Origin of the sequence: Nostoc sp. MS1, assembly GCF_019976755.1 — a bacterium.
Taxonomy (GTDB): domain Bacteria; phylum Cyanobacteriota; class Cyanobacteriia; order Cyanobacteriales; family Nostocaceae; genus Trichormus.
This window is the reverse complement of sequence record NZ_AP023441.1, coordinates 703607-716404: the sequence shown is the minus strand read 5'-3', so window position 1 is coordinate 716404 and position 12798 is coordinate 703607. Positions and strand designations below refer to the sequence as shown.

9 protein-coding genes are annotated in these 12798 nt (G+C 40.4%); 7 read left to right on the top strand and 2 right to left on the bottom strand.

The genetic code is table 11. From position 1 onward, the window contains the following. The first annotated feature begins 55 nt into the window (after window positions 1–55). The 3 genes from NSMS1_RS03110 to NSMS1_RS03100 are packed head-to-tail and all read left to right on the top strand — an operon-like array spanning window position 56 to window position 2241. Window positions 56–829, top strand: coding sequence for an ABC transporter permease (locus NSMS1_RS03110; protein ID WP_224090905.1), 774 nt, complete (start codon window positions 56–58; stop codon window positions 827–829). A 60-nt stretch (window positions 830–889) separates the two neighbouring features. Then, window positions 890–1783, top strand: a complete 894-nt coding sequence (locus tag NSMS1_RS03105) for an ABC transporter ATP-binding protein (RefSeq protein WP_224090904.1) — start codon at window positions 890–892, stop codon at window positions 1781–1783. Between the two features lie 11 nt (window positions 1784–1794). After that, window positions 1795–2241, top strand: coding sequence for a hypothetical protein (locus tag NSMS1_RS03100; RefSeq protein ID WP_224090903.1), 447 nt, complete (start codon window positions 1795–1797; stop codon window positions 2239–2241). Between the two features lie 59 nt (window positions 2242–2300). Here NSMS1_RS03100 and NSMS1_RS03095 read toward each other — a convergent pair whose 3' ends face one another. Beyond that, on the bottom strand, window positions 2301–5291 hold the full coding sequence (locus NSMS1_RS03095; RefSeq protein ID WP_224090902.1) for a DUF4912 domain-containing protein: 2991 nt from the start codon (window positions 5289–5291) through the stop codon (window positions 2301–2303). Next, window positions 5236–5373 (bottom strand): hypothetical protein, encoded by a 138-nt coding sequence (locus NSMS1_RS03090; RefSeq protein ID WP_224090897.1) that lies wholly within the window; start codon window positions 5371–5373, stop codon window positions 5236–5238. Before NSMS1_RS03090 ends, NSMS1_RS03095 begins: the two co-directional genes overlap by 56 nt. A 606-nt stretch (window positions 5374–5979) precedes the next feature. Between NSMS1_RS03090 and NSMS1_RS03085 the strand changes: the two genes are divergently transcribed. The 4 genes from NSMS1_RS03085 (at window position 5980) to NSMS1_RS03070 (ending at window position 12612) form a co-directional block, all read left to right on the top strand. Then, a complete protein-coding gene (locus NSMS1_RS03085; protein WP_224090895.1) occupies window positions 5980–7620 on the top strand; it encodes a DUF6798 domain-containing protein in 1641 nt (546 codons plus the stop codon). A gap of 78 nt (window positions 7621–7698) precedes the next feature. After that, the gene (gene mutL, locus NSMS1_RS03080; protein WP_224090893.1) at window positions 7699–9429 is read left to right on the top strand and encodes a DNA mismatch repair endonuclease MutL; all 1731 of its coding nucleotides are present in this window, start codon (window positions 7699–7701) and stop codon (window positions 9427–9429) included. A gap of 126 nt (window positions 9430–9555) precedes the next feature. Continuing rightward, complete coding sequence (locus NSMS1_RS03075; RefSeq protein WP_224090891.1) at window positions 9556–11565, top strand: S9 family peptidase; 2010 nt, start codon at window positions 9556–9558, stop codon at window positions 11563–11565. Window positions 11566–12183: 618 nt separating this feature from the next. Beyond that, window positions 12184–12612 (top strand): hypothetical protein, encoded by a 429-nt coding sequence (locus NSMS1_RS03070; RefSeq protein ID WP_224095046.1) that lies wholly within the window; start codon window positions 12184–12186, stop codon window positions 12610–12612. The last annotated feature ends 186 nt before the right edge of the window (window positions 12613–12798 follow it).

Below are 12798 nucleotides of genomic sequence, written 5' to 3'. Positions count from 1 at the left end.
GTTCCTCATCTCCCCCATCTCCCCCATCTTCCCCACTCCCTACTCCCCACTCCCTATGAAATACTGGCGTGAAACGATCGCAGTTAGCAAACGCATTTTAATTGAACTATTACGCCGTAGGCGCAGTTTGATTTTTTGGAGTATCTTCCCAATTTCTGTGCTGACTTTGAGCGGGTTTATTTTAGCCGAACGAGCGCAATTATCTCTTGCTGATGCTTTTTCTTATGCTGCTCCCTCAACTTTGGTGGGTGCAGCTTTGTTTTTTAGTTGCTTGGGTGGTACGGTGTCTACTGTGGTTGCGGAAAGGGAACAGCAAACTCTCAAACGTCTTTTTATCTCTCCTTTGAGTGGAATATCCTATTTTCTGGGTATTTTTCTAGCGCATAGTTGCATTGGTATCGGTCAGGCTTTATTAATTTATGCGATCGCAGCTTTTTGGGGTGCAACTTTCAAGGGTTCAATTTTATTAGGTTTGAGCATTATTTTTCTAAGTATTGCTGCTTACGTTGGTTTGGGTTTTATTTTGGGTACGCAATTGGCTAGGCGAATTGAAGATGTCAATTCTTTAGTAGCAGCTTTTGGCGTTCCTTTGCTAATTTTAGGTGGGGCGTTTTTACCAACAACATTGTTTCCACAAAGTCTGTTAAATATTGCTAGATTTAATCCTATATATCACATGAATGAGGCTCTTGTTGCTGTATCATCTCAGAACGTAGCACTTGATAAAATTACCTCACATTTTAATTTCCTTTTACTCTTTGCTGTGGTTATGGTTATAGGTGGTTGGTTATCCTATCAAAGAATGTTAATTGTAGAAAAAAGACTATAATAATTCGTAATTAATATATTTATTAAATATTACTTTAAAATTTAGTATCAGTTTATAAAAATGCTAAAAATTAGTAATTTAAATAAATCTTACGGGAAACGTCAGGTTTTACAAAATCTGAATTTGAATGTTTCTAATGGAGAGATTTACGGTTTATTAGGTGCAAATGGCGCAGGTAAAACTACAACAATTAATATTATTTGTAATTTACTTAAAGCCGATAGTGGCAATGTCAAAATTGATGGTCAACCAATTTCTGAATCAACTAAAAAGCTAATTGGTATTGCACCTCAAGAAAATTTATTATATAAAACGTTAACCTGTGCTGAAAATCTCCGATTTTTTGCAGAGATTTATGGTTTAAATAAGAATACTACTGAGAAACAAATTAAGGAAGTTCTAGCATCTGTCAATTTATTAGATAGGGCAAAAAGCCCGGTAGAAACTTTAAGTGGAGGAATGCAACGGCGATTAAATATTGCTGTTGCGTTGATACATCAACCAAAATTAGTAATACTTGATGAACCAACTACAGGCTTAGATATTGAATCACGGTATGAAGTCTGGGAGTTAATTAGACAACTCAAATCTCAAGGTATTACAGTTTTATTGACAACTCATTTACTAGATGAAGCAGAAAGGCTTTGTCAAAAAATTGGCATTCTCAAACAAGGGCGAATTTTAATTGAAGGTAGTTTAGCAGAGTTACGTAATTTAATTCCTGCGCAGGAAGTTTTACTGATGCAAACTACACAACAGACAGAGGCGATCGCTCGCGCTCAAACCTACGGTTTTACACATAGATATTATGATAAAGAATTGGCTTTCTGGCTACCAGAATCTTTAGATTTAAAAGAAATAATTGATCGTTTTGAAGGTATACATATCGATGCTATCTCTCGGCAACCTGTGCGATTAGAGTATATTTATTTGGAAATCACACAACGAAATTAGTAATATTTGTAATGTATTTAAAAATAGCCTTATTTGCTTTCTTAAATGTCTTTTTTCTCAAGCTTTCTCAAGAAATGTTTGTGGCGCTCACATCTCCTGATGATGTTATACTTCCTTTTTTAAATGTGCCATTCTCGTTTGCCGCATTTTGTTATGTATTATGTCTTATCCCACTTTGGCGAAACGCTTCTTTGGTGCGGTGTATTATCTGTTCATTGATGGGAGGAATAGTTTTTTGCTTAGTTTGGAGTTGGGGAATTGTATATATTACTAAATATGTATTAACCTTACCGCAAGGGAAGAATACTTTACTTTACACCAATACTTCTGGCTGGCAATTTACAGAGTTTGGATGGAATGCTATTGGTTATTGTTTGATAGTTTTGCTTCCACCTTTTGTTCTCAATTTATTTGTATGTTTGGTGGGGAGGAAGTGGTTTTTTAGAATAGCTGCATAGATAGAAAAATCTGGGTGCGTTAGTCTGGGACGTAACACACCCTACGATATTCTCAAGTTTTAGCTTTCTGAGGTTTCTTGAGTAAATTTCTTGTGGATGGTTTTTCTTTGTTCTCCATTAGTTACTGTAATGAGATAATCTAGCAAGTCTTCTGAGAAGGGAACGCGCAAATGGAACGTTCCATCAGACTTGAGAGTGACAGGCTTACCTGCAATAGTTACAGTCGCATCGGGATCTGTAGCTCCGTGAATAATTAATTCGCTATCGGCTACAAACCAAAAATCTCCTTGAGGATTATTGTAAATACGCACGATCGCAGAACGAGCTATAGTTACCCAATCCCCGTTTGTGGTTACATAACCCACTTCTGTCATGTAATCATGATCGCTATGAGGAATTGACACGTAGCGATCGCAGGTGATTTCATCAAACTCATACTGCTGCACTAACTGAGGATGTTGGTAACTCAGGTCAATATTAGTGGCATCATAAAGCCGTAGTGCTAACTGAGTAATTCCATGTTCTCTGAGTAATTGCTGATGTCCTGGGGAAATATCCCAACTTACATAAGCCCATTTGGGAGAACGAGGCGTGAAGACAACGCTACTAGCTGCATCTAATCCTGGCAAATTAGCCAATAGGGGATCTGTATAGGGACTATTGAAGACACGAACGCTACCAGAACGAGCGATATTCGCCCACTCTCCCCGGATAACGTAACCCAGGTCTATTATATAGTCGCGATCGCCTGCGGGAATCTGAACATAGCGATCGCTTGTTCCCGGCTCACATTGATACTGCTGTACCTGCTGGGGTTGTTGATAACTCAAATCAATCTCAGTCACATCATAAAGTCGTAGTGCTAATTCTGAGATGCCTTGATTGTGCAGCTTTTGCTGATCATGAGGTGAAACGTACCAAGAAACGTAAGCCCACTCAGAATTCCGGGGTTTAAGGACAACGCTACTTGGTTCTTCCCCATTTTCCAACTCAGTTGTTGGTGATATCGTGGGTAGACTTGTATCAGGAACGTTAGCATTTGCTGACACCTGGGATGTCACAACTTCCTCAATGTGATTGCTTCCTACCCAAGCTTGCGCTCCTACGCCTGCTAAGACTGCGCCACTGGTTAAAGTTCCTACACTAGATGGAGTTAGATATTCTCCTTCATCCAACATGCCATTTTCATGAATTTCGGCTGCATCTGCTACTGAATTGAGCGCATCTTCGGGAATATCGTTAAATGTCGGCAATATAGCTGCTAATTGTCCATTTTCATCAATTAGTTCCTGATAAACCGTCTGTTCTACCGTATCCTCATCTACTGCATCAGCGAAAATAGCGTGGAAATCTGGCAAATCTGGGAGAGAGTCTACGATCTCTGTATCTTCGTTAGCTACAGGAGCCAGTTCAGTTTCTTCGTTATCTGAATTTGCTGGTGCTTGCGGTAATTCTTCTGCTATTAATTGCTGATGGTTCTCCTCAACAGGTGGTGTTTCCTGAATCTGAGTGACGACATCTGCTGTTTGCTGCTCTACATGAGTAGGAGTTTTTGGTACTTCAATCATTTGAGGATAGGAAGTATTGACAACAGCCGCCGGTGCTTCCATATCCCAAGGTGATTGTTCCAGTTCAGGCGGAATTGTCATTTGGGAACTACCTAAATTGATTTTATTCGACTCTTGAGCAGTAGTTTGAATGAAAGTTGGGTTGTTGTCTGACTCCTGAATCGTCGTGGTATTTGCGGCTTGAATGAAAGTTGGGTTGTTCGGCTCTTGAATCGTCGTGGTATTTGTGGATTGAATTACCGTTGGGTTGTGGTTTTGAATTATGGTGTTGTTGGTATTGTCTTGAACTTCTACTAATGGCTCAGATATAGATGCAGCATCACTCTGAGTTTCCGCCTCACTGGGTTCTGGGGTACTCTCTAATGCTGTGGTTGCGGATGGACGCTTAATAAACCATAAGAATAATCCACCGATCGCACCTACAGGTAACAATAACCACCACAACAACGAACGATCCAATTGAGGCGCTTCTGGAGGAGCAACTACACCAGGCTGTGTGAGGTTATTAGTTGTACCTGCATTATTGTTAGTTGTACCCGCATTAGGAAAAACATTAGCATTAGGAGAAGAATTGAGGAACGGTTCAGTTCCGGCTACGGGAGAAGTTGTAGCCCCAGGTGTGCTAGTGGGATTAGTTGCTGTTAGCGGTGCTTGAGTTTCACCTTTGGCGATCGCTTCGGCTTCAGCTACTCTTGCTGTTTCTATCGCCTTTTGCCCAGGTGATGCTAAAGCAAAGCCAAGAAAAGCCGCTACAGATGGCTTAGGACTTTTTTTATAAACATATACTAGCGGTTGGGAAAAGGGATATTTTGGGTCATCAGGTGTAGTTTCGTGTAACTGGAGAACCCGCACTCCAGGCAATTTTAATACCTGATTGGCTCTGGCATAGCTGATCCCGTCCTTACCCAATTGCTTGACGATTTCGGCAGTGCTATCTTCACTCACCTGAGTAGCAGTAGAGCCTGTGGCAAATTTAGCTGCTTTAAACACTGGGTAGCTGCTTAGGGTTTGGCGGGTGTCGCTGGTGTCTGGTCGGTCTATAAAGCGAATCTTTCCTGCTGGCGCTTCTACTTCTGACCAATTGGTAATGCGTCCCCGAAAAATTCTGGCGAATTGCCTATCTGTTAAGCTGCCTTTGAAGGGGTTTTCTTCGCCCACAATGATGGCAATCTTTTCACGGTGCAATCTCACCTGTTCCAAACCTTGGGCTTTTTCTTGTGGAGTCAAACCACGAGCAAGAGCCGCTACATCAATGCTGCCATCTAACACGCCTTTGAGCGCAGATTCAGTACCATTAGTAGCTAAGTCTACTCTAGTTCCAGCGAACTGTTGCTCAAAACTCTGTTTCAGGCTTTGATTGACTGCTATTAAGCTAGTTGAGCCATCAATCCGCAGTGTCGTACCGTTTTCCACGGTTTGCGGTAGCTTAAAAGCTGGTGTTTCTTTTGCCGATTGTGCCAGCATCGGCGCTGACAATAACATATTTGTTGCGATCGGCGCGGTCGTTAAGGTCAACAATAATACTAGATTCACTATGCCAGTGTCTTTTTTTTCTTTTTGCCACATATGCTCCTATCCAGGTACGGGGAACGCAAAACCGATAAGTTTTAAATTTATCTTGTTATACAGGACAACTCGCGCTAATTATACATCTGGTGTCAATATTTATTCTCAGGTTGTTTGGTTACTTGGTGTATTAATATACATAAAGTTTTAAATATTTGCACAATGTAGACGAGAAATAGCCAAGTATTGAATTAAATAAAATAAATAAAATTAAATATTAAAAAATTTTTTTTACTAAAAAAATACTATTTATAGTGTCAATTATTCAGTAATTACAACAGCAAAAGTTTTGCTTTTTAAGTATTAAAAATGTTTGAATTAAATCTACCTTGATGAGAACGCTAATAATTTGCTGTCATGTTGATTAGTGTAACTAAACTACTTATTTAGCTTGAAAAAACAAAAACCTCTAAATTTACATTAATTAAACAATATTTACATCTAACTAAAGACATAGTTATTAAGACGAAATAATTCATGTTAGTTAAAAACTATTGATTGAAAGCAAAAATAAATAAAAACTTATACACGGAAAAATAGTTTCTCTGCAATGGTGTTATGTAGTATAAAACCTATATTGTTGTTGAACAGCAAAATATTAGCCATGAGTCAACAAAATTTACAAAAGCCTCGGTATGGGGAAAACCTCATAGGACTAGGCTCAAAAAAATCCTGGTATCGGCAAAGTTTATTACCAATAGGCTTAAGCACTATCATTGTGCTGACATTCCTTTGTCTCAGGCTCTTGCTAGGCGACAATATGAGTGCATGGAATGAAGTAGACGTATTACCTCTAGCAAAACAATATGTTGAACCAACATGGATTCCGGGGGATTGGTACTTAAACCAATCCCCTAGTTATAGGGTGCTATTTCAAAGTTTGTTCGGCAGGCTAATAGTTAGTTGGGGATTCCTCACCACTTCCATAGTAGGAAGGCTAATTTGCTATGGCTTAGTTGCTTGGGGATTGGTACTAATAGCGCGGCAGATAGGGTTACATTTGGTGGCGTTACTTCTGGCGTTGCCACTATTTCTGACAGACAACCAAGGTGCTATAGCTGGTGAATGGTTAGTAGGAGGATTTGAAACTAAAGCAGTCGCTTATGGTTTAGTCATGTTAGCGATCGCATTGCTGCTAAAGCGGCGTTATAGCTTGATGGCCTTACTACTGGGGTTAGCAACTTCATTTCATGTTTTGGTAGGTGGTTATACATTCCTCACAGCAATTGGTTGGTTCTGTGTTAGATATAAAACCCGTTTTCCCAGGATGAAGGAATGGGGATGGATGCTATTGATGTACTTCACAGGCAGTATATTTGTGTTGCCGGCTGTGATTCAACAATTGTTGACTCCCAAACCCACAGGGAATTTAGCATCATCTTATATATATGTATTTCTGCGTTTGCCCCATCACTTAAATCCTCAGCACTGGTATAAAGTCTGGTGGCTGATGCTGATAGGCTATCTATTGATACTACCAATTAGCGTTGCTTTTATCTGCCTTTATCGCCCATCCAAGGAGCGATCAACACAGAGAAACGCTTGTATAGAACTGCTTGAGTTTACTTTGATTAGTCTGATTCCTTTTGTTTTAGGATTGGCGATCGCACCCTTTGACTCTCAAGGACGTTTTTTACAGTATTACCCTTTTCGCTTAGGGGACATTATGTTACCCCTGTTTACTTGTTTATTATTTACTCGTGCTGTGCAACACTTTTTTACAGTTAAAACAAAACAAAAAGAGTTTTTCATTATCTGCTGTTTGCTTTTATCTATAAATGTTGTTTCTCTATCTCTGCCCTTACCAACGCATATTAACTATGTAAAGCAGTTTCCTAGTAAATTAACTGAAGAAACTCCAGAATCACAAGATATATACGCTTGGGTAAAAAATAATACCGCCAAAGATGCTACTGTTATCTCATCACCTGTAGATTTACTCAACTTTACTTGGCTTGCAGAACGCCCTATCATCGCTAAATGGAAATTTCTGCCTCAAACTGCATCTGGTATCCAAGAATGGTATGCACGAATATGTGATTTAGTTGGCGTTGATAAATTAACATCCACCAGTCCAGAAACGCTTACTGAAGCTTATGAGCGCCTAACTACCGACCAAGTAAAAGCTTTAATGGTTAAATATAAATCCCCATACATAGTAACTAAAGTTCAACACCAACTAAATCTGCCAGTTGCTTACCGTAATCAATCTTACGTAATTTATAAACAGAGTGATAGAGTTTAGTAACTCAAGCCTAGAGAAACTCAATTACGAATTACGAATTACCCAAACTACTGCACCAAAAGTTATAAACTATAACTTATGGCATCTACTATCCAAGCTCTACCCCAAGAAGTTGTATATCTCATCACAGCAGGCGAGGTAATCGACTCCTTTGCATCCGTGGTGCGAGAATTGGTAGAAAATTCCTTAGATGCAGGGGCGACAAGAATTGTAGTTTATTTATGGCCACAACAGTGGCGTATCCGTGTCGCAGATAATGGTTGCGGCATGAATCTAGATGATTTACAACAAGCTGCTTCAGCCCATAGCACCAGTAAAATTCGTTCTAGTGCAGACTTGTGGAAAATCAACAGCTTGGGATTTCGTGGAGAAGCGTTACATAGTTTAACGACCTTAGCAGATTTAGAAATTATTAGTCGCGCTCCAGAAAGTGTAGGTTGGCGGGTAGTTTATGGCGATGATGGGAAAGCTTTACAAGTAGAAGCGACAGCGATCGCACCTGGTACAGTAGTCACAGTATCAAACTTGTTTGCTAATTGTGCAGCGCGTCGTCAAGGCTTACCCCCAACAACACAGCAAATGAAAGCTGTACAAGCCACAATTCAACAAATCGCCCTTTGTCATCCTCAAACCACTTGGCAAGTTTGGCAAAATGACCGCATCTGGTTCACTATTTCCCCCGCCACCTCTCTAGGACAATTAATCCCCCAATTCCTCAACCAAATACGCCCAGGCGACTTACAAGAAGTCAAATTAGAAATACCCTTAACAGTCAATAGTCAACAGTCAACAGTCAATAGTCAACAGTCAACAGTCAACAGTCAACAGTCAATAGTCAACAGTCAACAGTCAACAGTCTCCTTAGTAGTAGGATTACCAGATCGTTGCCATCGCCATCGTCCAGACTGGGTGCGGGTTGCAATGAACGGTAGAATGGTTAAGTCGCCGGAAATAGAACAAACAATTTTGGCAGCGTTTCATAGAACATTACCACGCGATCGCTATCCTGTTTGTTTTCTTCATCTCACCATTTCCCCCGACCAAATCAACTGGAACCGCAACCCAGCCAAAACAGAAATTTATCTCAACGATTTAAGCTACTGGCAAGAACAAATTACTCAAGCAATTAACCAAGCCTTGCGTATTAGTTCTGCCAACATCAAAGAATCTGTGCATACAACGCGAGTAAGTCAACTACTCAAAGCTGCGGAAGAGAAAGGGAATTACAACTTCACACCCCAAAACTCAGATACAGCAGACAACACTCAGAACTACTTAAAAGCCGTCGCCCAAGTCAGCAACACTTACATAGTTGCGGAACATCCTGGGGGAATGTGGCTAGTAGAACAACACATTGCCCATGAGCGAGTGTTATACGAACAATTGTCTGATAATTGGCAATTAGTTTCCGTAGAACCACCAATTATTCTTTATCAATTATCCCCAGCGCAAGTTTGCCAATTACAACGCATAGGCTTAGATATCGAACCTTTCGGTGAACAACTCTGGGCAGTGCGGAACTTACCAGCAATGTTACAACAACGTGAAGACTGCGCCGAAGCCATTTTAGAACTCAGTTGGGGAGGCGATTTACAAACTGCCTTAGTTGCCGTCGCTTGTCGCAGTGCCATCCGCAACGGTACACCCATGAGTTTACCAGAAATGCAAAAACTCCTAGACGATTGGCAGCGCACCCGCAACCCCCGTACCTGCCCACATGGTCGCCCAATTTATCTATCCTTAGATGAGTCTGCCTTATCGCGGTTTTTCCGCCGTCATTGGGTGATAGGTAAAAGCCACGGTATTTGAGCCAAAAGAATACTAAAAATTCCAGCCATAAAAAATAGAGCATGGCAATGTATTATTAAATACGTCATTGCCCCCGCATATGGTAATGACATTAACAAGAAATTAGGTATCTGTCCCAAAAATATAATGAAAAAGCTCACAAATATTGCTTTGGCTTGCAGTGTTTTAGTAACGATGAGCGCTATTAATATTCAGGTTCAAGCCCAAGAAAAACGCCTGTTAACACTCGACGATCAATTTGCCTTTCGCCAAATTAGCGATCCCCAACTTTCTCCCTCTGGAGACTGGATTGTTTATACCGTAACTAACACCGATCTGAAAAATGATACCAGAGATAGCCATATTTACATGACTTCTTGGGATGGCTCTCAAACATTACAGTTAACTAACAGTAACGATGGTGAATACAATCCTCGGTTTAGCCCAGATGGGAAATATCTGGCTTTTCGCTCCAGCCGTCAATCGGGAATACAGCAAATTTGGTTGCTCAACTTAGCAGGTGGTGAAGCCGAGAAAATATCAAACTTTGCTGGTGATGTTACTGATTTTGTCTGGTCTCCTGACAGTCGGCAACTAGCGGTAATTGCTGAGAAACCAGATCCAGAAACACCTTCTCAGGAGAAAACCCCACCACCGATTGTTATTGATCAATTTCACTTCTTAGAAGACGGTGCGGGTTTTATCGGTAAAAGTCGTGAACATCTTTATGTATTGGACTTAGCAACTCGCAAAGCAGATATTCTCACTCCAGGTTCATTTAATGAGTATTTACCTGCTTGGTCACCTGATAGCAAAAATATTGCTTTTGTGAGCAACCGTAGTCAAGAGAGCGATCGCAATAACAATTGGGATCTGTATGCAATCGCTGCCCAATCGGGAGCCAAAGCCCGTCAGCTAACTACCTTTATTGGCCCTGACTCCGCTCCTGATTGGGATAGTCGTCCGGTTTGGAGTCCAGATGGTAAGTCAATTGCTTATTTGCAAGGAGGTTCACCCAAACTTATTGAGTACGCAATTCACCATCTTGCAATTATCCCCGCCAAGGGTGGTACTCCTCGTCTACTGACTACCAACCTTGATCGCAATGTTGCCAAGCCACGCTTTACTACAGATGGTAAATCAATACTATTTTTAATCGAAGATGATGGCAATGTTCATCTAGCAAAAATACCTGTAACTGGTGGCAAAATTGAGCGATTCTTTGCAGGAAGACGAGAGATTAGTAAATTTGATTTAGGACGCGACGGCAAAATTGCTTTACTTTCCTCAACGCCACAACAACCAAATGCAGTCTTTGCCTTTAAGGGTAAAAATTTGCGTTTAATATCACACCAAAACGATCAGTTACTAGCGCAGTTAAATTTAGCAGCTACAGATGAAATCAGCTTTAGAAGTAAAGATGGTACAGAAATTCATGGCTTTCTTGTCAAGCCACCTAATTATCAGCCAGGGAAGAAATACCCAACACTGCTAATGCTGCACGGTGGGCCTGTCGGTCAGTTTACAAACCAGTTTATGTTTAATTGGCAACTGTTTGCAGCTCACGGCTATGTCGTTGTGGGTGTTAACCCACGGGGTAGTTCAGGTAGAGGAGAAGCCTTTTCCAAAGCAATTTATGCAGACTGGGGAAACAAAGACGCTCAAGATATTATTGCTGGTGCGGATTATGCCATTACTACTGGAATTGCTGCACCATCACGCTTAGGAATTGGTGGCTGGAGTTACGGCGCAATGTTGACCAATTACACTATTGCTCAAGATAACCGCTTTCAAGCCGCAGTCAGTGGGGCTGGTGAATCAAATATTTTAGCAACCTATGGTACTGATGAGTATATTGATGACTATGAACAAGAGCTTGGTGTACCGTGGAAGAACCTTGAAGTATGGCTACGAATTTCTTTCCCTTTTCTTCACGCTGACCGCATTGTTACACCAACACTATTTATGGGAGGTGATAGAGATTTTTCTGTACCCCTACATAACTCTGAACAGATGTATCAAGCACTCAAAAGTCTAGGAATTGATACTCAATTAGTAGTTTATCCTGAACAGTCTCACGGTATCAGCAAACCAAGTTATCAACGTGATGTCCTAGAGCGTTATTTAGCTTGGTACGATAAATATCTCACACCTTAACTAAGTAGATGGACATAATTATTTATAAGACGCATTTCGACTCCGCTCAATGCTCGATAAGCTGACTAGACGAGGGTTGAGCGAAGTCGAAACCCGATAATCTCAAGTTAGGTTTAATTTAGTCCTTCCACTTACATCTCTTATTTTTGAGCCAAACTATATGCACTCAAATATTATTCATACTGACGCACCCTAGCAAACCATCAATTTGAGATAATTTATTTTTTGGTGTTTCTTAATAGAATAGGTAAAAATATCGTTGTATCTTTCTCAAGATATCTAATTACTTTCTCATTTCTATAAATTCAGTTAGCAAACCGCAGTTTATTAACTCATTTGGCTAAAATACTTTTTCGTTTTGGTGTTTTCCGCAAGCAAACCGCAGTTTGTTTATTCATTTAGTTAAAATACTTTCTCATTTTGGTGTTTTCCGCAAGCAAACCGCAGTTTGTTTATTCATTTAGTTAAATTACCTTCTCATTTCAGTAATTCGCGTATTTATAAATACTATCGCTTGTAGCAAAAGCTGTTGCAGATTTGCCAAAATCTTCTCAGGCTGATCGATACGGAGATTTTTTAAAGTAAATAATATCAACCGTAATATCTTACACAGTGTGTATCATGCGTAGACAAAGAAGCTCTCCAATATTAAAAAAAGCAGTACGGCGTGCATCTGGGATGAACTCAATTGATCTAAATTTAGATTTAGGTAATGGACTTACCCTATCTGCCTTCTCAAAACTAATTAATACAATGCAAGCTAAAGAAAACGCATACAACAGCGCTCTTGCTAACCTGGATAAGTTGTACCGGGAAATGCTGGAAACAGAGCGTGAATTAGGAGATATGACAGAGCATATGCTGATGGGAGTGGGCGTTAAATATGGTAGAAGCAGTGTAGAGTATGGCATGGCGGGAGGAGTTCCCAAAAATCAACGCCGCAAGAGACTCCGAGGCGAGTCACCAAGTTCTAGTTCACAGCAACCCTCATTTGTTGCCAGTATAGACAGTAACGGAAATGGAAATAAACAAGCAGTGACTAGCTAAAAACCATGCGATCAGCTACGCTGGGCGGAACGCCATCGCTTTGATGAGAGAATTTGTAATTATACGCTTGGCGATCGCAGTTAATTTTCTAGATAATTTAACTATGAATCTTATTTGCGATTGTCTACATCCACCCCATCATCAAAAGAGCGAGCGCATATGAGTACAAAAGATTTATTAGCAATT

Bases quoted from the DNA above. Each gene is read 5' to 3' on its own strand.
- NSMS1_RS03110 (WP_224090905.1), top strand. From the start codon at position 56: ATGAAATACTGGCGTGAAACGATCGCAGTTAGCAAACGCATTTTAATT.
- NSMS1_RS03105 (WP_224090904.1), top strand. From the start codon at position 890: ATGCTAAAAATTAGTAATTTAAATAAATCTTACGGGAAACGTCAGGTT.
- NSMS1_RS03100 (WP_224090903.1), top strand. From the start codon at position 1,795: ATGTATTTAAAAATAGCCTTATTTGCTTTCTTAAATGTCTTTTTTCTC.
- NSMS1_RS03095 (WP_224090902.1), bottom strand. From the start codon at position 5,291: ATGTTATTGTCAGCGCCGATGCTGGCACAATCGGCAAAAGAAACACCA.
- NSMS1_RS03085 (WP_224090895.1), top strand. From the start codon at position 5,980: ATGAGTCAACAAAATTTACAAAAGCCTCGGTATGGGGAAAACCTCATA.
- mutL (WP_224090893.1), top strand. From the start codon at position 7,699: ATGGCATCTACTATCCAAGCTCTACCCCAAGAAGTTGTATATCTCATC.
- NSMS1_RS03075 (WP_224090891.1), top strand. From the start codon at position 9,556: ATGAAAAAGCTCACAAATATTGCTTTGGCTTGCAGTGTTTTAGTAACG.